Source organism: Halomonas sp. 3A7M, assembly GCF_014897875.1.
In the GTDB taxonomy this organism is placed as follows: domain Bacteria; phylum Pseudomonadota; class Gammaproteobacteria; order Pseudomonadales; family Halomonadaceae; genus Vreelandella.
The window spans coordinates 20,545-40,649 of the sequence record NZ_JABUZD010000040.1 but is presented as its reverse complement, the minus strand read 5'-3'; the positions used below and the strand labels follow the sequence as shown (position 1 = coordinate 40,649).

Sequence of the window (20,105 nt, the reverse complement as noted above, 5' to 3'; positions counted from 1 at the left end):
GCATTTCCCATGACTATTACAAAAACCGTACTGACAAAAACAACCTCCGCAAAACTGCCCTTACGCCTCAGCAGCCAAGTGGGTGCTATCGCCCTTGCCGCGTTGCTGGCTTCGCCGCTGGCCTGGTCTCACGGCAGCGTGACCCCTCAAGCCGTTGATATTAAAGACCTCGAGCGCTTAGGCGACGAATGGCGGGAAGAGAACCCCTACCGGGATCATCCCCAGCAAGAGCTCGCCATCGATATTGGTGCCCGCGCTTACAACAGCAACTGTGCCGCTTGCCACGGACTAGAAGCGAAATCCGGCGGCATCGCTCCCGACCTGCGCGAGTTGGAAAACGGCGCATGGGGCGATGAGTGGTTCAAAGAGCTAGTCACCAATGGCGCCGAGCGCAACGGCCGTGTGCTAATGCCGCGCATGTCCGATTACGTTAGCCAAGAAGGGCTGTGGGCCATTCGCACATGGTTAGAAACGGTAAGTATGGAAACGACTGGACAATAATCCCAACGCTGGGAGGCACCATGGCAACCCTAACCTCCATCATCACGTTACAACGGCTCGCCGCGACGTTCGCCGCACCCCTTACCCCCGCACTCGCCGTGCTTTGCTGGCTACTGCTCGCGCTGCCGACCACCGCATTGGCCACAGCGAGCACGGCTGAACAGGATCCGCTTAACTCCTTTATGTGGCCTGTGTACCGCGAGCGCTTTCTGGGCGATGCCCCCGTGGTGTTTGATGAGCGCGTCACCGTTAGAGCGCCGGGGTTCGCCGAAGACTCAGGACAAGTACCCATTGCGCTAGATGCCAGCGCCTTAGAAGCCAGCGGCGAGCCAATCACTGACATTATTGCCTGGGTGGACCTCAACCCGATTCCCCGCCTGTTCCACTACTCACCTATGAGCCATGGCATAGCCAAGCTATCGTTAAATATTCGCTTGGAACAAGCCTCCGCGGTGCGTGTAGCAGTGAAACAGGGGGATACCTGGCATGTGGGTGGCACCTACATTGAAGCGGAAGGCGGTGGCTGCACCACCCCCGGTATTGCCAGCGCTGACACCGACTGGGAAACCACCTTCGGCGAGCTCCAGGGTCGGCTGTTTGCCAATGAGGACGAACAGCGCCTGCGGGTGCGCCTTTCTCACCCCATGGACAGCGGCTTAATCCCCAGCCAGCCCGCCTTTTATGTGCAGTCGTTTGAACTGTTGGATCAGCAGGGCCAGCAAGTGGCCGCCCTGGATATCGATGCATCAGTGAGCGCCAACCCCACCTTAGGGCTGCATATGCGCCCCTCTCCAGGCGGTTATGTGATTGGCGCGCGGGATAACAACGGCAACCGCTTTTCTATTGGTCTGCAGCCATGAAAGCTGGTTTTCTGGCCACCTTCAGTACACTGCTGATCACGCCGCTGGCAGCCAGCGAACCGGTGATGTTCTGCGAACGTCCGCTAACCGCCCAATCGATCGCGGAAAACACCTGGATGGTGGAAGGTGTAAAAGAGGAGCTCTCCACCAGCAACTGCGGCCATATAGGCAACCAAGCGTTTATTGCTACGCCCAGTGGTGTCATCCTTATCGACAGCGGCAGCAGCCCACACTTTGGCGAAGCACTCAAAACACTCATTGCTCAGCACACCGCTCAACCCGTTCGCTGGGTGTTGAATACCCATCACCACCCTGACCACTTTTTTGGTAATGCCGCCTTCGACGAGGCACAGCACCTCACCTTAGCCAGCACTCGTACGTTGATGGCCCGCGACCGGGACGCACTGATCGATAACGTAGAGCGACTAACCGGACGCAGCTTGGAGCGCTTGCCTATTGCCCTACCCAACGTGATCGAGGCCGGCGAGATAACCCTTGGCAACTACCCGCTCACGCTTTTCGCCATGAGCGGCCATAGCGGTGGAGACCTAGTGATTATGGATCATGCCACCGACGTGCTGTTTTTGGGCGACATGGGGTTCTACCGACGTGCTGCTGCCACTGCTCACAGCCCAAGACTGCAACAGTGGCTGGAAGAACTGAATGATCTGCGCGCGCTCAACGCCAGTATCGCAGTACCGGGTCATGGCCCCAGTGCGCCGCCCGAAACGATCATTGGCCAAACCACGCATTACCTGGAATGGCTGGACCAACGTCTCAGTGATGTGGCTAGCGAAGGGCTAGGTGCCAATCATGCCTTGGCCGTTGAAATTCCCAGCATGTTTAGCACCATGGCACTCAGCGAATATGAGTTCACCCGCAGCGTAATGCAGCTTTACCCACACTACGAAGCACGGTTGCTGTGGGGCGCCCCACACTAAGGAGCACATCTATGCTGCTTACCCTGGCAGATGCTGCCGAACCTACTGACACCTTGGCCGAGTTACACAGCGACGCCCAATCTATTTATTGGCTCGCTCGTTGCCCGCAAACGGGCGGCATGCAACTTTGGCAGTGGCGCGCCGACAGCAACGAGACGCCGCGCTGTGTAATAGAAGAGGCGCTGGGTAGCCGCGTGAACCAGTACGGCGGCGGCAGCTACACGCCCCTGCTAGGGGGCGTCGTATGGGTGCGCCAGCACGATCAAGCCATCATGCAGCTCGACCGCCACGGTGCAAGCTACTGCTGGCAACAGCGCCCACAAACAGCCTACGGTGGGCTGTGCGCCGACTCTAAACGTCAGCGAATGATTGCGGTAGAAGAGGATCAACAAGGTCAACGGCTGGTCGCCATTACTAACAGCAGCAGAATGGGCGATAACAGGCAAGTGTTGGTTGAAGGCGCTGACTTCTATGGCGCAGCGGTATTAAGCGATGATGGCAACTACCTCGCCTGGGTCAGTTGGTCGCTGCCGCACATGCCTTGGCAACGCAGCCAGCTACATCTCGCGCGGGTGACCAGCACAGGTCAGCTTGAAATACTGGAGCATTGGGATTTCGGCGCAGCGATTAGCCAGCCACAGTTTGGCCCCCACAACGCGCTGGTCTGCATGAGCGATCACGCTGGCTGGTGGCAACCCTGGCAGGTAAACCTGGCTACCCCTGTGTGCCTGAGCAATGCCCCGGTGGACCACATCACCACACCGTGGCAGTTGGGTGAGCGCCAGCACCTATGGCGAGACAATCGGCAGGTTTACTGCCAACTGTACCAGGGGGCAGCTCAGCTTTATCGCCGTTGCGGCGAGCAGGTTGAAGTACTGCTACCAGACCCCGGCCGCGTGGCAAGCATCACACTAGCAAGGCACGGTGACTACGCCATTGTGCAAAGCGCTACCAGCGGCGCCCAGCTTATACGCTTCAACAAAAATGGCTCGCGTAACTGTCTAGTAGGTAAGGTCGAGGGTAACGTAACGCAAAACCTAGTGACTGAAAATTCCGCCACCGCACAATGGCTGGAAACCCCTGTTGGCAACGAAGGCGAAACGGTTCACGGCTTTTTCTACTCAGCCTTAGCCAACCGTGCTGCGCCGCTGATTGTGCGCGTTCATGGCGGGCCCACCGCCGCCGCCTACCCTATTTATGACCCGCTAGTAGCCTATTGGCAACAGCAGGGCTTTCACGTATTGGATATCAACCCACGGGGCAGCGGCAACTTTGGCCGCCGCTACCGCGAATGTTTAGCCGGCCGGTGGGGCATCAGCGATACTGACGATGTCATCGCCTTGGTCAACGCCGCCTGCGCACGCTTTGCGATCGATACAGCGCGCTGCTTTATTCGTGGCCAAAGCGCTGGCGGGTTTACCGCCCTTAATGCCTTGGCGGCCACGCCGCTGTTTGCTGCGGCCACTAGCCTGTACGGGGTAACCGATGCATTAACGCTAGCGGCAAAAACACACCGCTTTGAATCCGGCTACCTGGGCTGGCTAATCGGAGACGAGACCCTGCTCGCCCAGCGCAGCCCTAGCTACCACGTCACCCGTTGCCAGCGACCATTACGGGCACTGTTTATTCAGGGTGGCAAAGACGCCATCGTGGTGCCAGAGCAAACTCATGCCATGGCGCGGCATATCGAACTCCACGGTGGCGAGGCACAAACACTGCTGTTTGATAACGAATACCACGGCATTCGCCACCCCAAAGCTCGCCAAACCATGCTGGCCCGCGAGCTAGCCTTTTATCAATCTAGCCACCTAACGACAGCACCAAGGTCGTAGCGCAACAATCCCTGAAGGTGCTTAAGATAATGGTTAACAACGATAAACGAGACCGCCCCATGACTTCGCCGCTCACACAACTTCGTAAGTTTGTCGCTCCTGAAATTATTTTTGGCGACGGGGCACGCCACGCAGCGGGCAACTACGCCACGACATTCGGGGCAGAAAAGGTACTCCTGGTCTCCGATCCCGGCGTGCTGTTAGCAGGCTGGGTCGCCGATATTGAAGCCAAGCTGTTGGAAGCCAATATTGCCGTTGAGCGCTTTACCGCCGTATCACCTAACCCGCGGGTCGATGAGATTATGGCCGGTGCCGAGGTCTACCGTGAAACCGGCTGCAAAGCAATTGTGGCAGTGGGCGGCGGCAGCCCCATGGACTGCGCCAAAGGGATTGGCATTGTCACCGCCCACGGTGGCCACATTCTTGATTTCGAAGGTGTGGATACGATTCGCGTGCCCATTCCGCCGCTAATTTTTATTCCCTCAACAGCGGGTACTTCGGCGGATATTTCCCAGTTTGCGATTATTTCCGACCAGCAGCGACGCATGAAATTCTCAATCATCAGCAAAGCCGTAGTGCCTGATGTGTCGCTGATCGACCCTGAAGTCACTATGACCATGTCGCCCTATCTCACCGCGTGTACCGGGGTCGACGCGCTGGTGCATGCCATCGAAGCGTTTGTTTCAACCGGTAGTGGCCCGCTTACCGATGCTCATGCCTTAGAAGCCATGCGCTTAATCAGTAGCCATCTTGAGGCACTGGTGGCGAACCCAGCCGACGGCGAGCTGCGTGCCCAAGTAATGTTGGGCAGTATGCAAGCGGGGCTGGCGTTTTCAAACGCCATTTTGGGCGCGGTACACGCAATGTCGCATAGTTTAGGCGGCTTCCTGGATTTACCCCACGGCTTATGCAATGCCATGCTGCTAGAGCACGTGGTGGCTTATAACTACGAAGCCGCCCCAGACCGCTTTAAGCGGGTTGCCGAGGCCGTGGGTATCGACTGTCGGGGGTTGTCACAGCAGCAGATCAAAAAAGCGCTGTTTCAGTACTTAGTCGACTTAAAACATGCCGTTGGCCTGGGCGGAACCCTTGGCGTGATGGGCGTCTCACGCAGCGACGTGCCTTTTCTCACTAACCATGCGTTAGGTGATCCCTGCATCCTGACCAATCCACGCCGTTCCAGCTCAAGAGACGTGGCGGTGGTTTACGAAGAGGCACTATGAAAAAAGCCAGCGATCCCTCGGGCTTTTCGGTCAGCGACCTACTCGGGCTTGGCCAGCAGTCGGCGCGTAAAAGCTACTATCGCGAGCTTTCCGTACGCTTAGAAGAGCTTGAGGTGGAGCGCAACCGCTACAAATGGCTGTTCGAAAACGCGCTGCACGGTATTTTTCAAGCATCGCTGTCCGGCAAACTGCGCGCCGCTAACCCGGCGCTTGCCGCCATGCTTGATGATAGTAGCGTGGTGCATACACTCGAGCGCTGCGCGCGCTTTGACGCACTGTTTGTTAATGCATCTACAGGGCAACAACTGCGCGACCTGCTGCTCGCGCAAGGCCACGTAACGGGCCAAACCACCTGGTTGCAAGGTGCATCCGGGCATCAGGTACCCGTGGCAATTACACTAATACGTAAGCCCGCCGAGCTTGCCGGGGACGAAGACCTGATCGAAGGCTTTGTGGCGGATATTACCGAGCGTGAGCGCGCTCGCCAGCATTTAGAAACCCTCAACACCCACTTGGAAGCACGGGTAGTTGACCGCACCCAAGCGCTTGAACGGCTCAACGAGGAGCTTAGAAGCGCTCGCGATGCCGCAGAGTTTGCTAACCAAAGTAAAGACCGCTACCTAGCCGCCGCTAGCCATGACCTGCTACAACCCATGAACGCTGCACGCTTATTGGTGGCCTCGCTACAGGAGCGACTGACCGACAGCGAGAACCTGGCTTTGATTGAGAGTGTGCAAAACTCATTGGAAGGCGCCGAAGCGATTCTTTCCGATCTGTTGGATATTTCACGGCTGGATCACGGCCAGGTACAGCCACAACTACGCCACTTTAAACTCGACGATATCCTCAGCAATCTGGTTGATGAATTTTCCCCGGTGGCGCAACGTAAAGGACTAACGCTGCGCTACGTGCCTTCTCATCAAGCGGTGACCAGCGACCCTTATCTACTCAGCCGCATTGTGCGCAACTTTCTTGCTAACGCCTGCCGCTATACCCAGCGTGGCGGTATCTGCCTGGGTGTCCGCCGTCATGGCGACGACAGCCTAGCCGTGCAGGTTGTCGATAGCGGTATTGGTATTCCCGAAAGTGACTACCAGCTTATTTTTCGCGAGTTTCACCAACTTAACGCTACCCGTGCGCGGGACCGCCAGGGCGTTGGCCTGGGGCTTGCCATTGTAGAACGGATTAGCCAGCGCCTTGAGCATCCGCTCACTGTGCGTTCTGCACCCGGCCAAGGCTCCTGTTTTGCTGTTACGGTGCCGCGTGCCGGCGGTATTTCCTTTAGCCAAGCCCCCGCTCCCAGCGCGCCGCCCTCCGCTGACGATGAGTTTGAAGGTCTTCGCGTGCTGATCCTGGATAATGAGCCAACAATTTTGCAAGGCATGGCGCTGCTGTTAACTGAATGGCAGATCAGTTGCGATACTGCCCTGGATATCGATACCGCTAAAGCCTGCCAGGAAGCACCGGATATGCTACTGGTCGACCTGCACTTAGATGACAATATGACTGGCCTGGAGGCTATTCGCCAACTTCGCCAGCACTGGCACGACCCGCATCTGCCAGCCGCTATTCTCAGCGCCGACCGCTCTGACCACTGGCAGCGCCGCCTGCGTCATGCCAGCGTGCCGCAGTTAAACAAACCCGTTCGCCCCGGCAAACTGCGCGCGTTGCTGCGTAGCCTGCTCAATGGCTAGCCTAAGTTTCCAACAAACCTGTATCTCCCTGCCTAACGGGGCGCAGGGAGTGCTGGCCCAGGCGCCCCACTTAACCCGCGCTCACGTTAGTATCGCCATTGCGGCGGGCTATTTGGATGAGCCGCGCACCCTGCCAGGGCTGGCTCATCTGCTCGAGCACGTGCTCACTACCGCGCCGTTGGAAGCGTTTTCTAACATCAGCCTACTTACTTGGTTTTCCCAACACCAAGGCAGCCTGAACGCCCATACCGATGACTACGTCACCGATGTACATTTCTCGATACCAGCAGAGACCCTAGAAGCAGCGGCGCTCACTGTTGCCAGCCAGCTCGCCAGGCCTGCGTTTTCGCCATCCGTCATTTGTGCCGAAGTCGCCGCCATCGACGCCGAGTGGCAGGCCCGCCAGCACAGTTCGGCAATGCAACGGCTGTCGGCCATCGCCACGCTCAGCGATTCACAGCATATTGGTGCAGACTGCCGTCACGGTAACGCGCAAACCCTAGGCAGCGACACGGCACTATTACTTGATGCGCTCACCGCGTTTCACCGCGATCACTACCACGACGGCCGCGTTAGCATCGCCATTATTAGCCCTTGGGCCACGGAAACGATGACCCGCCTGGTAAAACGCATGGCAACGCTGTTTAGCCCACCCACACCCAGCGCTCCTTCGCTTGCCATTACGTCCCGTTGGAGCCGCCTGCCACACGCGAAGATAGCCAGGACGGGCAACGCCATTGAGCTACTGTGGCCGCTGCCTTCGGCCGTCGCTCGTCATCAACTTACCGCCCTTGGCGACACTGCTGATCGGTTAAATCAAGGCTTCCTAGTGGAGCAGTTACCTGGCTCGATTACCGACTACCGCGCAACGCTGGCCCCTAGTGGGACGACAGACGCCTTTAGCTTGACGCTAAGCGGCACTGCGACACAGGAGCAGGTGAAAGCCCTTGCGGCAGCCCTAAGTGAGCGCTTAGCAGCCCTGCTCGGCACAATACCTAACGATCATAACAACCGTTGGCAGCCACCCGCTGATACGGTGCAGTTGGCCCCGGCTTGGTTTGCACACGCCCGCCACCAAGCGCTAGCTCGTCGCTTTACTGCGCAGCCCTCTGAACATCAGCCAGACGCAAGCCCGTTTGCCGCTAACAATGCCCGTTGGCTATTAGATAACGCGTCTCCATCGCCCTCACCACCCGCTTTTGATAGACAACCAGCGGCTTACCCCGCCGTGCAGCACTGGTGCGGGCTGTACGGTGTTAACGATGATTTTGCGGCACTTGTCACCACTGCCTGGGCGGCCTGCTTTGTGCCCGAGGCGATCATCGTATCCAGTCCGCTCACAGCTCAGCGGCTGGCGCTTCAGGCTATTGTCTTCAAGCAAGAGAACTCGCCCCACGGCAGTTGGGTGATAACGGTGGGTAGTCAAGCCAACCACGCCATGGTAGCGCTGTTGGAAGATGCCGTACTGGCTGTTTCTAAGGCTCAACAAGGGCTGCAGGCTCAGCAGTTGATACAGCGCTTAACACCATTGCCTGCCACGCCTGCGGTGTGGGTTTCCCATAGCACAGGCGCCGCTGCCGTTTGCCACGCGCTAGCAAACCTGGCGAGCCACGTCGCAATACGCGCGGAGCAGCCTCCCCCTGCTAGCCTACCGACCAGTACCGCCATCATGCGGACACTAAGCCTACCGGGCACCCCCAGCCAACGATTACTCTTAGCACTTGCGGAGCAGCATCACAGCGCGGCTTTTTTTCAGCAGGCACGCTATGACCATCACTTGGGGTATGTAGCAGCGGTTCGCAGGGGCGACGGCGCGCCCTGCTCACTTGGCTATGTCGTGCAAGCGAGCAATGCAGGGCAAGTCAGCAAAGACGCGGGCTCGGCAGGGAGGAAGCCGATAGAGGAAAAACTACGGTCGATCACCGACGCCCTCTGGCAAGAGTCTGATAGCGTTCTGCAGGCGCAACTGCCAACGCTAACACCGCCTGAAACGCCACTCGCAGCGCTGACTCTTCAGTGGCAAAGTCTCTTGGCAGGTACCCATCAGCCACTGCATCGCCTTGGACAACAACGCATCGATTCACAGGCACTTACCAATTTACTTTCTCAGATAAACACCTTGGGCCACTGGCAAACCCACTGGCTGGATAGCGCTGGCCACTATTTTGTCAGCGATTGAGGAACTGGGAAAAATCGATATCGTTGGCTGATAAAATCGCCTGTACTCGGCTAGTCACACCCAGCTTGCGCAAGATCGCTGACACGTGGGCTTTCACCGTGGTTTCTGCAATATTAAGGTGATAGGCAATCATCTTGTTAGATTCACCGCGCGTCATATGCTCCAACACTTGTAGCTGCTTGCGGGTCAGCAGGCGCAGTTGTTCCGCGGTAAACCCTTGGTCCTGATGGCGACGCTTGCGGATACTGTCCGGTGCGCGCATGGCATCGGCAGGTAGAAAGATATTGCCTTCCAACACCTGGGCAATGGCGTGGCGCATTTGATCACGGGGCAGTGACTTGGTGATAAACCCCGCCGCACCACAAGAGACTGCCTGCAGAATAATCTGCTTATCCTCTTCCGCAGACACGATCACCACCGGAATCGTAGGCTGCTCATTACGCAACTGCAAAAGCCCTGTTAACCCGTTCATGCCGGGCATATTTAAATCTAGCAATATCAAATCAAGATCAGGATCTTGCTGGGCATGGGCGAGGGCCGAATCAAAGTCTTCTACTTCGATAACCTCAGCATCTGCGTAAGCTTCACGGATCACTCGCGCCATGGCATCGCGCACCAGGGGATGATCGTCGGCAATCAGGAGTTTATATGTCGCTGTCATTATTATGGTTGCCTGTAGTTTAGCTAAATCCCGCTTACTGTGTCTTTTATAACACTCTACTAAGTCATCTCGACTAAGTCACCTCGACTAAATCACCACTACGGAGTCATCCGCCTTTAGTGAAGCAACTTCCCACCACCAAGCGGAGCCCGGCTACTGCTCAGCGGCTTTCTGCTTAAAGGTGCTAGCGAATTCGATCAGCGATTGCGTCAACCAAATGAGGGCAGGATCGTTGGCATGCAGCCCATGCTGAATCAGCGTCATATTAAGGGCAGGTAACTCTTTAGGCGGCGCGACGATCCGCACCGGCAGCATGGTGATAAATCGCTCGGCCATTTGGCGTGGCAACGTCATGATCGCATCAGTGAGCGCAACGACCCGCGCTGCCGCAATATAATTTAAGTTCTTTGAAATCACTCGGCGGTTTAAGTCGTGCTGCACTAAACAATTATCGATATTACTGGGTCTTAAACCGCTGATATCAGACAGTGCCACATGGGACTCACAGGCAAACTGCTGAATATTCAGTGCATCACCTACGCGCTCATTGTCAGTCGCAGCCAAGCAAACCAACTCCTCATCCATCCAAAGATGCTGTATGACACCACTGGGCAGCACACTTTGGCTATCCAGCCCGACCACCATATCCACTTGGCGCTGTTCCAGCCCTTCACTCAGTACGTTGGGGGTGATCAGCTCAATGGAAAAGCTGATATCCGGCGCGTAAGCCAGCAATTGGCTAAGAAACGCCGGATACATCACCTCTTCAAAATAATCCGTGGTGGCCAGGGTGAAATGCCGCTCGCTGGTGGAGGGTAAGAAGTTGATCGGCGGGGCGAGGCCTTCCTGCAACATGGCCAGTGCCTGCTGCACGACTGGCAACAGCGCCAGCGCACGAGGCGTTGGCTGTAGACCATTGTTGGTACGTATTAATAATGGGTCATCCAACGCGTCCCGCAGCCGTTTTAAGGCATGACTAAGGGCGGGCTGGCTTAAATGTAGCTTTTCCGCTGCTCGTGTCACGTGACGCTCACGCATTAGCGCTTCAAATACCAGCAGAAGATTCAAATCAAAATGACGAAGCGAACGCATAGCGCCTCACTATTTATCCAACGAATGGTTTCATTCTAAACATTCATTTCATTCATCGCTAAAAATTCCTTATCGTCGCGCTACTTCAAGCCCTATCCCCCTGTTTTATTTCTACTGCACGCCATAGGAGTACACGCTCGGTGACCCCATCTCAGATCATGCCAAGCCTGTTTGGTGATGTTATCTCTACCTTTATGGGCGTGCCGAAGGCCACGGATCCTAAAACGACCGATGCTGAGGTCGTGGTCAGCGGTGTGCCCTTTGATCTAGCGTGTTCAGGACGATCAGGCACCCGCATGGGGCCAAACGCCATTCGTCAAAGCACTGCTAACCTGATCTGGGAAGGCAAACGCTGGCCTTGGGACTTCGCCCTGGAAGAGCGGCTGCGGGTATGTGACGCGGGCAATCTGGACTACGCCTACGGTGAGCCGGAAAGCCTAGTCGATAACCTTGAGACCCACGCATTGCGGTGGCTAAAAGCCGATAAAAAAATGCTGACACTGGGCGGCGACCACTATATCAGCCTGCCCCTGCTACGCGCTCATGCTCGGGTGCATGGCCCACTGGCACTGATTCATTTTGATGCCCACACCGACACCTACGAGCAAGGCACGCGCTTTGACCATGGCACTATTTTCCACCATGCCCTAAAAGAGGGCTTGGTAGTGCCTGAGCACTCGCTGCAAATTGGTATTCGCACCAGCTATGATCGTCATAACCACCCTTATGAAGTGCTGGATGCAGACTGGGTAAATGATCACGGCCCTGCCGCCGTACTGGAACGCATTCGTGCCCGTGTTGGCCATCATCCAGCTTATATCAGCCTGGACATTGATGGCTTAGACCCTGCCTACGCGCCAGGCACCGGGACACCGGTATGTGGCGGTATGTCTACCGACCTGATGCTAAAAGTGATCCGTGGCATGGTCGGCATGCCGTTAATAGGCATGGATGTTGTTGAAGTAAACCCCGCTTACGACCATGGCGATATCACATCACTCGCCGCAGCCACGTTAGGGCTAGAGTTTTTATATACGCTGGCCGCGTCTAAGCGTGTTGAAAGGTTAAGCGTGTAAATCTCGCTTCACGTTGCCGCCTCTTCACTCACAGTGTTGAGGCGGAACAAGGTTGAGAAGTAGTTGAGCAGTAGACGGCTCCTGCTGATCATTACTCTTCACGCACCAACGTCGCATCAAAAGACACATCAATATCCATGGTATTGCTGTGATCATAGTCGTCTGACATAGACGCCAAATAGGCAAGCGACGTTGCAACACGCCCTTTTACTCGGCCAGTGTCACCATCGACATCCAGCAGCTCTATATCAATGGGCACATCTTGTTCTGTGCCGTAATGGGGCAACATTCCACTTTCAGGAAAATAGCTCACTGAGGCAGCACCCGCGTTGCCATTCATCACTATAAAGCTAATGCTAAGCGTGCCCTGGGTTTCAAATCGCGGTTCTCGATGCCCTTGGACAGTGACATTCATCATGCCCGGCATCAGCTCAGAAAAATTAGCCGTAGAACCTTCCGAGTGCGTAACGACATGCCACTCCTTAGACTCTCCATCTAGCGTGCCGCTGATCTCATCGGCAACGGCGTGCCCGCCCACCCACATAAGCCCACCCAGTAACAGTGCACCGCTCACGTATCGCTGTGGATTTATCATTTATTTTTCTCCTGTTTAATCACTTGTCTAATTCGGCGCCACTGATTTTATTGCTGGTTATTATGCTGGCTGAAACGGGGTGAGTTCGCCTTAGTGCACAGCTAGCGCACTGCTTCTTTTATTATAAAATTCAGCAGATTACTGTCTCGGCCAGGGCTGTTGATCACTGGTAGAGAACATTAGCGCAGTATCGCCTGCACCGAGGACAATCAGCCGCTCCCAGAGCGCACGGGTATGATCATCCATCAACTGGTCGTGGTGAATGACGAGGTCTAATGCGTCGTCCTGCCCCAGCCCCCTTTCTATATAAACCTCAATAAAGGGTTCCCCTGCTGCAACACTTTCCGGCCACTCTGGGATACGCCAGCCAGCGTGACCCTGCTCATCGCGTAGGCTCAGCTTCTCTAGGCCTACCTGTAGCACCGATAGCTCCAGCGGCCCCTGGTCGAACAGAGGCTCGATCGGCTCGAATTCTGGCCAATCACGCACTGCTTCGTTGAGCGAGTCGACGTCACGACAAGAAAACTCGAAGCAGTCAGCATCGTGCTGTTGTGACAGCTCGCGTCGGGCCACATGAACGAGACCTGCAACCTGCCCCATAATAGGTCGAGTAACCAGCCGCCAAGCAACGTCCGGCGTCTGACCAAATTCTGCAGCAGGAGCCACCTGCTTCTCGCCATATATCTCGATAAGCTCGGCGCGACGCGACGGCCCAAGGTTAAAACGCGAAATCTCGACCAGTTCAGCTATCAGTGGCGAACTCAACTCAGGGGTCACATTGGCCTGAGCATAGCGTAGCCGATAGCGGACGTGTGGAAGCACAGGCTCTTCGTTGAGCACTACCAGCAGCGCCTTACCCAATGGGCCAATATCAGCGTCGGCCAAGAACACACTGTCGCTGCCGCCATTATCGGTTAGCGCCTCACGCAGTTGCTCCTCTAACGCCGCCGCCTTCTGGCGCTGCCATGTGTCTTCTGGAATAAAAACCGCCGCGACATCCTCCAGCGAGGCGGCTTTTTCCAGCCGTTGATCTGCCGCCATTTCACCGCCATAGACAACACCACAGGCACCAAATGCAGCACAAAAAGCCAAAGGACGCAGACTCAACATTCAGCTCTCCTCACTCAATCGCTCAGAGCGGCGACGTTAACGAGCACTTTGCTCACGCACAGCGGCAAGATCCCAGTCACGCATTAAGTCGACGGCGACATCCTGGGATTCCAGGTTTTCACCCTTCACCTGCATCATAATTCGACCATCGAGTAATAGCGTCACTTCTGCACGGGAGCGTTCAGGCTCCCACTTCACCACTGCCGCTTCACGCCCTAAACGAACACGCTCCATATTAGGCTGCGCGGCGATCATTGCCGGATTATTAAACATTGCCCCCATGCTTTGTATCAGCGGGCTATCAAGCATCATGCTCGCGGTTATCTGACCATCGCCGTCATCTTGTTGATAAGTGCGCTCAAGCGACGTACCACCAGCGCCAAACATGGCAGCGGCTCCCCCTCCTGCGCTACCGGAGGACGCTTCATGTGCCGTCCAACCATCTGGTGCATCAGGGAACGTTTGGGCAATCAGGCCTGACATCATCTTGCGCATGTCTTCAATAGCAAATTCCAACTCGGTAATTGCCGCGCCGTACTCTTGCTCTTGATAGAGCTCAAGACCTAGCTCGATCTGTTCAACGACCTCATCCGCTAATACGCTTTGTGCGGCTGGAAGCATTAGGACGCTAGCCAGTGCAACAGCCTTGAGACGATGTGTCGACAAGATAATATTAGATTTCATGCCTCTTCCCTCTTAGTAGATATTGTTGGTTATTTCGAAGCCGTTTTACGATTTATCTGACGCTACTTTCTTATGCCTGCCCCCTATCGAATGCGCTCGCTTCATTTGTTTGTGTTGTTTGCTCAGAGGCAACTTTCTGTTTTAACTCACGGAATTTTTTTGACATACCATCCAGTTTAGCTTCCCATTCAGGGTCTGGGGTTTGGCCTTCGATGACGTTGAAGTAGACCTGCATCATGCAGGTCACAGCCAGCGGCTCGAATACCGCCGCTTTAACGCTCCAGGCAAACAACAGAGCAATCAATAGGCCCGTCGCTGACCAGCCTCCAGGAATCAGATACGCTACCAGCGCAGCCGGTGCCAGCATTACCAGAAAGACCAAGAACGACAGCAGATAGATGATTAATGTTAGCCAGGCGGCATTCTTCATCATTGGCTTTAGGTTCTGCCCATAAAGTACTAACGCATCTCGCGAGCTTGCCCATGTATTGGTTGACCGCGTCCGGATGCAATACGCCAGAATCACTTCATCGATAAAGCCTATGGCAACACGTAAAAAGGCTTGCACAATGCGTAAAAACTGCTGCGCCCCTGGAATTGGCAGAATCCGAAACACTGTCCTGACGATGCCAACCAGTGACCTGAGTACTCCCTTGATCAATTGATCCACCACAAACAGGGCACTAGCCTGGCCGAACCGCTGCTTAACCACCTGGCTGGCATGCTGAATTTGTCCACGTCCTTCGGGTAGCGACTGCCCCGCCAACAACTCGACCAATACCGCAATATGCCCTGCTTTAACGACATACAAGAGGTACTCACGCAGCACATACATCACCGCACCAACAATCCCAAAACCAATGGCACCACCCCAAAAAGTTGAAGCCGCGCGAAAACCTTCGTCACCAAAGCCGCCAACGCCCCAGCCGACACCAGCGCCAACGCCCGTCATCAGTACATAGGCCAGCGCAACGCCAAAATAGACCACTAAGCGAAAGATAATAAAAGGTAACGTTCTGAGCATCAGGCCAATGGCCTGACCAAGCCGAAAATCCCACATAAGCATGTATCTCTATTAGTGAAGACGTTAAATAACGTGTCGTCATCAATAACGTTAAAACATGCACAGCAGTGGCGCCCCCTTCGTTTGAAGAGGGTTAACGTGGTGACGGCATGTTATTGCGTCAACACTTTGCTAAGGTGAATGAATAAAGCAGCTCTCTAATAAGAAACATTAACCAAGCGATGGCGAGTGCTCCCATGCCCCTACTCTATTTTTTATCAAGTTTGCTGGCTGCCATACTCGCTCCTTCAATGCTGTACGCCGATAGCCATCATTCAGCGGCGATAGAACGCCTGCTGCCTCCCCCCTCTGGGCCAGTGCTGCTGACCATTGACGGAGCAATCAGCCACACCAATATCGACAATAGCGCCCAGTTCGACGCACTAATGCTTAGCTCGCTAAATTCCTATACGCTCGCCACAGAGACGTCGGTCTCCGACGGCGTTAGCTACTTTGAGGGCTTTCTATTGCGCGACCTGCTGGAATGGGTAGGCGCCGACGGTGAACAGGTCATTGCTACCGCGCTGAATGACTATATTGTTGAAATTCCACTGAACGACTTCTATCAATATGATGTGCTGGCTGCCACCCATATGAATGGCGAAGCACTAACCCCTCGCGATAAGGGACCGCTATGGATTGTCTATCCGCGCAACGATCATCCAGAGCTGCAAGATATCCGCTACGACTACCGCTGGGTGTGGCAACTTAACGGGCTGACCGTGGAATGATCCGTTTTCCGGCTCGGGCACGTATTTACTGGTTGCCGCTGGTGGCCATTGGCCTGTTCATCACTCTTTTATTTTTCTCTCTGCTACGCCTGTCTGGGGTCGAGAAAGATATGCGCAGCAACGTTGATGAGAACATGCTGTGGGTGATCACTCAGTCCCAGTTAGCAAGCCATCGCCTGCAGGAAGCGGTACATCGCCATGCCATGGGGCATACTGATGCTCAGCCAGAACAACGCCTAGATGTGCTCTACAGCCGCCTAATCCTTATGGATCAAGGCCCCCAGCGTCGTTATATTCAAGCCTTAGGCTTTGAACCGCTACTGGATGACACCCTTGAGCAGTTAGCGCACATTGACAGCCTGCTACCGCTATTCTTGCTGGACGAACTACCCTCTGACGATATGTACCGCAATATTCAGCCGCTGCTTACCACATTAAACCGCATGGCCAATGCGGTCATGATGGAAGAGTGGGAAGCTACCGGTGAGCGGCTGGACGACTATCGCGATAGCCTAATGCAGGTGATTTACTCAGCCGTGGGCATACTGGTCACTGGCCTACTGTTAGCCCTGTTATTGCTATGGGCGCTTAGCAAACGCCGGCAGGCACAAGAAGCGCTTACCCAGCACCTTGATCACTTGGAAGACGTCGTCAGCGCTCGCACTCAGGATCTGGAAGATCAGCGTCGCAGGCTGGCAGATTCAATAAACACAGCGCCTGATGGCTTTGCGGCCTTTGATGCCACCGGGCAGTTACAGTTAATCAACGCGCGTTTAGCGCAGTTACTCCCTGAGACAGAATGCATCTTCTCTCCTGGCTCTCCCTTACATGATGTTGTAACGAAGCTCTGCCAAACCTGCGTTAGCACGTCGGCAGTACTGCCTCTTCACCAAGCCAGCGCACAATGCGATATCGAACTTGCTGGCGGCGAGTGGCGACAGTTGACGTTGCGCAGAACGCAATCCGGTGGACACGTCATGCGCCTTGCTGACATTACCTCTTATAAAGCAACAGCGATTGCCTTGGAAAACGCCCTGGAGCGTGAGCGAGGCATAAGTGATTTCTACCGTAGCTTCGCTGCCATGGTGTCCCATCAGTTTCGCACCTCACTGGCAGTGATTGATTCAGGCCTGCAGCGCTTGATGCGCCACCACTCGGGCTACTCGGCAGAAGAGCGGGCTGCCCGCTATCAACGCTTGCGTGATACCGTCGCCCATATGACTGAATTGGTTGATGCCTCGCTGCTGACTGCACAGCTAGACGCGGGGCAGGTAAGTAGCCATCAACAGCCCCACGACCTGATTAAGCTGGTCAGAAAGGCATGCCACTTACATCAGGAAGCGCTCGGCACTACTCGGCTACTCATTAACGTGGAGATTCCGCCGGGATTAAAAACGTTGCAGGTAAGCTGTGACAAAGCGCTAACCGAACACATTATTGATAACTTGCTGACCAACGCCTGCAAATATTCACGCCTGGGAAGCCCCATCAATGTCGAACTATCACGTGATGCAAACGGGGCTTACTGTCGTGTCAGTAATCAGGGAGATGCCATTCCTGATGCCGAGCAGTCGCATATCTTTGAACGTTTCTATCGTGGTGCCAATAGCACCGGCCAGCAAGGGCTTGGGCTAGGACTCAACATTGCCCGCACGCTGGCACATATTCAACAGGGCGAGCTGACATTGCTCCGTTCAACATCTGAGACGACTACCTTCCAACTCACCCTGCCCCAAGTACAGACACAGGCAGATCAATGCGGTACTCAAGTTGATAAGGAGTTAGCACGATGAATGAACGTGCGCCGTTGGTGCTATGTGCTGAAGATCATGAAGAGCTGCGCCGCGATTTATGCGACGAGCTGCGCGAGGCGGGCTACCGCGTTGTGGAAGCTAGCGACGGAGAGGAAGCGCTGGCACATTTGAAGGCGATGCCCGATGTAATTCTGTGCGATATCACCATGCCGCGCCTGAACGGCTATAACCTGCTACAGCAGGTGCGAAATGAATTCCCAGAACTTGCGGATACACCGTTTATCTTTTTGACCGCGCTTTCAGACCGTTTTGACATTATCGAAGGCAAACGCCTGGGTGCCGACGATTATCTGGTTAAACCGATTGACTACGATCTGCTGCTGGCCACGCTAGAAGCGCGACTGCGACAGGTAAGCCGTATGCGCGCCAAAAGCACGCGAGAGCTCGACCATTTGCGCCAAGGTATCCACCACTTACGCAGTGAAATCAGTGAGCACGCCTTTGCTGCAGCCAAGAGTGCACTCGACCTGATGGCCGCCGGTGTGGTGCTGTTGGATAACCGCGGCCAGCCACTGTTGACCAACCGAGCGGCCTTAAGGCTAAACCTCGACAAGCCGCCATTAAGCGGCATTCCTAGCCTGGAAGGCATTAGCGACACGTCCAGCCAACAACTACATCAAGCCGTGCGCAGAAGCCTAGCCGCCAATCGGCTTAGTGCTGAAAGCACTGATTGCCTACGCCTTTCCCGCTTGGGCGGGCACAGCGACCTGATGCTGTTTATCTGCTCACTCGCCAACGGTGCGGCAAACGCTGATAGCCCCGCGGTAGCTGTCATGCTGATTGACCCGAATCAGCGCGTCCAACTACCGGAGCCACTGCTTGCCGAGCTATTCGGGTTCACCCCCACCGAAGCGACTATCGCCACACACTTAGCCGAGGGGCAACGCAAGGAAGATATTGCCGAGCTGTTGGGCGTTTCCTCGACAACGGTGGCCTTCCACTTACGCAACCTGTTCCAAAAAACCGACACTCGGCGGCAGGCGGAATTGATCGCGGTGATTCTGGCCGGCTCAATGAGTCTATCTATTCAACGTTAAGGTCAGCGTATTGAAACCATGATTAATCGTGAAGGCATTTTCCAAAGACCAGACCAAGTGATCGACATCACGGGTTGGGATGTTCACAGAGATTATGAAGTTTTCCCAGTCGGCGCTCGTGATAAATCGCTCCGCGTCTGCCCTGCCTCCCCCCCATATGATTTCTGCCTGCCTGGGCATCGATATTTATTCAAAGAAGCTATAAAAAGTGCGAAAAATTCAGACAAGCCCCGTTATCCAAATCAATACTGGGCTGAAGTGATCGCTTTTCATATCGGTCGATTAATGGGTCTTACACTGCCACCCGTTTTTATTGCAATTGACTCTGTTCGAAACGAACCAGGCACCGTTAACGAGTGGTTTATTGGCTATGCAGATAGTAAGGAGGCTCGCTACTTTCCAGGCGGAGATTACTTGCAACGTCGCATATCAGGGTTCGATAGAGATAAAGGTAGACAGCACAACTTAACCACTATTATTGAGTTAAGTCGCTTGTTAGAGAGAGGCGGGTGGCTGGCTGATGACTGGAGAGAGTACTGGGGACTTTGCCTATGTTTCGATGCGTTAATTGGCAATACTGATCGCCATCAGGAGAACTGGGGAGTCATTTGGGGAGAAAATGGCCCATCCGCACGCTATACGCCTTACTTTGATAATGGCACTAGCTTGGGACATGAATTACAGTCGCGTAAAATGCAAAGCATGATGCATGATTCCCACCAGCTAAATGCTTACCTTAGAAGAGGCCGACACCACATGCGATGGGCTAAAGAAGACCAAAACCGTCTACCGCTAATCCAGGGTGTTGCACAATATTGCCAACAGTTCCCTATCGCGCGTCCAATACTGATAGAACGATTGCAGCGTTGGTGCGATGATGACCTTAGAAAAATTCTGAATTACCTAACTTGCTTTGACCTCCCACACCCCTTTACCCAACAGCGTGCTGACTTCGTAGCGTTTTTGACTCTGACAAGGAGAGAGCGCCTGCTGCAGGCCCTGGAGAAATAGT

The 20,105-nt window shown here is 55.0% G+C and carries 18 protein-coding genes; 12 read left to right on the top strand and 6 right to left on the bottom strand.

The features are described from left to right. Window positions 1-9: 9 nt before the first annotated feature. From pedF to INT19_RS03265, 7 genes are read left to right on the top strand one after another with little or no spacing between them, the layout of a single operon-like run. Window positions 10-501, top strand: a complete 492-nt coding sequence (gene pedF / locus INT19_RS03295; RefSeq protein ID WP_051626379.1) for a cytochrome c-550 PedF — start codon at window positions 10-12, stop codon at window positions 499-501. A gap of 20 nt (window positions 502-521) precedes the next feature. Beyond that, the gene (locus tag INT19_RS03290; RefSeq protein WP_193059707.1) at window positions 522-1,361 is read left to right on the top strand and encodes a quinoprotein dehydrogenase-associated SoxYZ-like carrier; all 840 of its coding nucleotides are present in this window, start codon (window positions 522-524) and stop codon (window positions 1,359-1,361) included. Next, window positions 1,358-2,302 carry a quinoprotein relay system zinc metallohydrolase 1 gene (locus INT19_RS03285; protein ID WP_193059706.1) on the top strand — a complete coding sequence of 315 codons (945 nt, stop codon included), beginning with the start codon at window positions 1,358-1,360 and terminating at the stop codon, window positions 2,300-2,302. The genes INT19_RS03290 and INT19_RS03285 overlap by 4 nt, the downstream gene beginning before the upstream one ends. A gap of 11 nt (window positions 2,303-2,313) precedes the next feature. After that, window positions 2,314-4,134: an alpha/beta hydrolase family protein gene (locus INT19_RS03280; protein WP_193059705.1), complete on the top strand. Its 1,821-nt coding sequence runs from the start codon at window positions 2,314-2,316 to the stop codon at window positions 4,132-4,134. A 59-nt stretch (window positions 4,135-4,193) separates the two neighbouring features. Further along, window positions 4,194-5,357 (top strand): alcohol dehydrogenase-like regulatory protein ErcA, encoded by a 1,164-nt coding sequence (gene ercA / locus INT19_RS03275; RefSeq protein ID WP_125752196.1) that lies wholly within the window; start codon window positions 4,194-4,196, stop codon window positions 5,355-5,357. Next, window positions 5,354-7,051, top strand: a complete 1,698-nt coding sequence (locus tag INT19_RS03270) for a PAS domain-containing hybrid sensor histidine kinase/response regulator (protein ID WP_193059704.1) — start codon at window positions 5,354-5,356, stop codon at window positions 7,049-7,051. Before ercA ends, INT19_RS03270 begins: the two co-directional genes overlap by 4 nt. Beyond that, on the top strand, window positions 7,044-9,230 hold the full coding sequence (locus tag INT19_RS03265) for an insulinase family protein (protein ID WP_193059703.1): 2,187 nt from the start codon (window positions 7,044-7,046) through the stop codon (window positions 9,228-9,230). The genes INT19_RS03270 and INT19_RS03265 overlap by 8 nt, the downstream gene beginning before the upstream one ends. On the opposite strand, the gene INT19_RS03260 is transcribed toward INT19_RS03265, so the two are convergent. Both INT19_RS03260 and INT19_RS03255 read right to left on the bottom strand, forming a co-directional pair. Then, window positions 9,220-9,891: a response regulator gene (locus tag INT19_RS03260; protein WP_089040527.1), complete on the bottom strand. Its 672-nt coding sequence runs from the start codon at window positions 9,889-9,891 to the stop codon at window positions 9,220-9,222. The two genes, INT19_RS03265 and INT19_RS03260, sit on opposite strands and share 11 nt — an antisense overlap. 153 nt (window positions 9,892-10,044) lie before the next feature. Further along, window positions 10,045-10,983 carry a LysR family transcriptional regulator gene (locus tag INT19_RS03255; RefSeq protein ID WP_193059702.1) on the bottom strand — a complete coding sequence of 313 codons (939 nt, stop codon included), beginning with the start codon at window positions 10,981-10,983 and terminating at the stop codon, window positions 10,045-10,047. 158 nt (window positions 10,984-11,141) lie between these two features. On the opposite strand from INT19_RS03255, the gene speB reads away from it, so the two are divergent. Continuing rightward, the gene (speB, locus tag INT19_RS03250) at window positions 11,142-12,059 is read left to right on the top strand and encodes an agmatinase (RefSeq protein WP_193059715.1); all 918 of its coding nucleotides are present in this window, start codon (window positions 11,142-11,144) and stop codon (window positions 12,057-12,059) included. Between the two features lie 91 nt (window positions 12,060-12,150). Here speB and INT19_RS03245 read toward each other — a convergent pair whose 3' ends face one another. The 4 genes from INT19_RS03245 to INT19_RS03230 all read right to left on the bottom strand — a co-directional run bounded on the left by INT19_RS03245 (window position 12,151) and on the right by INT19_RS03230 (window position 15,508). Further along, the gene (locus INT19_RS03245) at window positions 12,151-12,654 is read right to left on the bottom strand and encodes a hypothetical protein (protein ID WP_193059701.1); all 504 of its coding nucleotides are present in this window, start codon (window positions 12,652-12,654) and stop codon (window positions 12,151-12,153) included. Window positions 12,655-12,792: 138 nt separating this feature from the next. After that, a complete protein-coding gene (locus INT19_RS03240; protein WP_193059700.1) occupies window positions 12,793-13,764 on the bottom strand; it encodes a hypothetical protein in 972 nt (323 codons plus the stop codon). A 36-nt stretch (window positions 13,765-13,800) separates the two neighbouring features. Then, complete coding sequence (locus INT19_RS03235; protein ID WP_193059699.1) at window positions 13,801-14,448, bottom strand: hypothetical protein; 648 nt, start codon at window positions 14,446-14,448, stop codon at window positions 13,801-13,803. Between the two features lie 70 nt (window positions 14,449-14,518). Further along, window positions 14,519-15,508: a hypothetical protein gene (locus INT19_RS03230; protein ID WP_172422634.1), complete on the bottom strand. Its 990-nt coding sequence runs from the start codon at window positions 15,506-15,508 to the stop codon at window positions 14,519-14,521. Between the two features lie 200 nt (window positions 15,509-15,708). On the opposite strand from INT19_RS03230, the gene INT19_RS03225 reads away from it, so the two are divergent. Genes INT19_RS03225 through INT19_RS03210 form a run of 4 tightly spaced genes read left to right on the top strand, consistent with a single transcriptional unit; the run spans window position 15,709 to window position 20,104 of the window. Beyond that, window positions 15,709-16,242 (top strand): molybdopterin-dependent oxidoreductase, encoded by a 534-nt coding sequence (locus tag INT19_RS03225; RefSeq protein ID WP_193059698.1) that lies wholly within the window; start codon window positions 15,709-15,711, stop codon window positions 16,240-16,242. Next, on the top strand, window positions 16,239-18,035 hold the full coding sequence (locus INT19_RS03220; RefSeq protein WP_193059697.1) for a sensor histidine kinase: 1,797 nt from the start codon (window positions 16,239-16,241) through the stop codon (window positions 18,033-18,035). The genes INT19_RS03225 and INT19_RS03220 overlap by 4 nt, the downstream gene beginning before the upstream one ends. Continuing rightward, window positions 18,032-19,093, top strand: coding sequence for a response regulator (locus tag INT19_RS03215; protein ID WP_193059696.1), 1,062 nt, complete (start codon window positions 18,032-18,034; stop codon window positions 19,091-19,093). The genes INT19_RS03220 and INT19_RS03215 overlap by 4 nt, the downstream gene beginning before the upstream one ends. Window positions 19,094-19,111: 18 nt before the next feature. After that, the gene (locus tag INT19_RS03210; protein ID WP_193059695.1) at window positions 19,112-20,104 is read left to right on the top strand and encodes a hypothetical protein; all 993 of its coding nucleotides are present in this window, start codon (window positions 19,112-19,114) and stop codon (window positions 20,102-20,104) included. Window position 20,105: the final 1 nt, after the last annotated feature.

What these genes read in the sequence shown, in the direction of transcription:
- pedF (WP_051626379.1), top strand. Translation starts at nt 10, where the DNA reads ATGACTATTACAAAAACCGTACTGACAAAAACAACCTCCGCAAAACTG.
- INT19_RS03290 (WP_193059707.1), top strand. Translation starts at nt 522, where the DNA reads ATGGCAACCCTAACCTCCATCATCACGTTACAACGGCTCGCCGCGACG.
- INT19_RS03285 (WP_193059706.1), top strand. Translation starts at nt 1,358, where the DNA reads ATGAAAGCTGGTTTTCTGGCCACCTTCAGTACACTGCTGATCACGCCG.
- INT19_RS03280 (WP_193059705.1), top strand. Translation starts at nt 2,314, where the DNA reads ATGCTGCTTACCCTGGCAGATGCTGCCGAACCTACTGACACCTTGGCC.
- ercA (WP_125752196.1), top strand. Translation starts at nt 4,194, where the DNA reads ATGACTTCGCCGCTCACACAACTTCGTAAGTTTGTCGCTCCTGAAATT.
- INT19_RS03270 (WP_193059704.1), top strand. Translation starts at nt 5,354, where the DNA reads ATGAAAAAAGCCAGCGATCCCTCGGGCTTTTCGGTCAGCGACCTACTC.
- INT19_RS03265 (WP_193059703.1), top strand. Translation starts at nt 7,044, where the DNA reads ATGGCTAGCCTAAGTTTCCAACAAACCTGTATCTCCCTGCCTAACGGG.
- INT19_RS03260 (WP_089040527.1), bottom strand. Translation starts at nt 9,891, where the DNA reads ATGACAGCGACATATAAACTCCTGATTGCCGACGATCATCCCCTGGTG.
- INT19_RS03255 (WP_193059702.1), bottom strand. Translation starts at nt 10,983, where the DNA reads ATGCGTTCGCTTCGTCATTTTGATTTGAATCTTCTGCTGGTATTTGAA.
- speB (WP_193059715.1), top strand. Translation starts at nt 11,142, where the DNA reads ATGCCAAGCCTGTTTGGTGATGTTATCTCTACCTTTATGGGCGTGCCG.
- INT19_RS03245 (WP_193059701.1), bottom strand. Translation starts at nt 12,654, where the DNA reads ATGATAAATCCACAGCGATACGTGAGCGGTGCACTGTTACTGGGTGGG.
- INT19_RS03240 (WP_193059700.1), bottom strand. Translation starts at nt 13,764, where the DNA reads ATGTTGAGTCTGCGTCCTTTGGCTTTTTGTGCTGCATTTGGTGCCTGT.
- INT19_RS03235 (WP_193059699.1), bottom strand. Translation starts at nt 14,448, where the DNA reads ATGAAATCTAATATTATCTTGTCGACACATCGTCTCAAGGCTGTTGCA.
- INT19_RS03230 (WP_172422634.1), bottom strand. Translation starts at nt 15,508, where the DNA reads ATGTGGGATTTTCGGCTTGGTCAGGCCATTGGCCTGATGCTCAGAACG.
- INT19_RS03225 (WP_193059698.1), top strand. Translation starts at nt 15,709, where the DNA reads ATGCCCCTACTCTATTTTTTATCAAGTTTGCTGGCTGCCATACTCGCT.
- INT19_RS03220 (WP_193059697.1), top strand. Translation starts at nt 16,239, where the DNA reads ATGATCCGTTTTCCGGCTCGGGCACGTATTTACTGGTTGCCGCTGGTG.
- INT19_RS03215 (WP_193059696.1), top strand. Translation starts at nt 18,032, where the DNA reads ATGAATGAACGTGCGCCGTTGGTGCTATGTGCTGAAGATCATGAAGAG.
- INT19_RS03210 (WP_193059695.1), top strand. Translation starts at nt 19,112, where the DNA reads ATGATTAATCGTGAAGGCATTTTCCAAAGACCAGACCAAGTGATCGAC.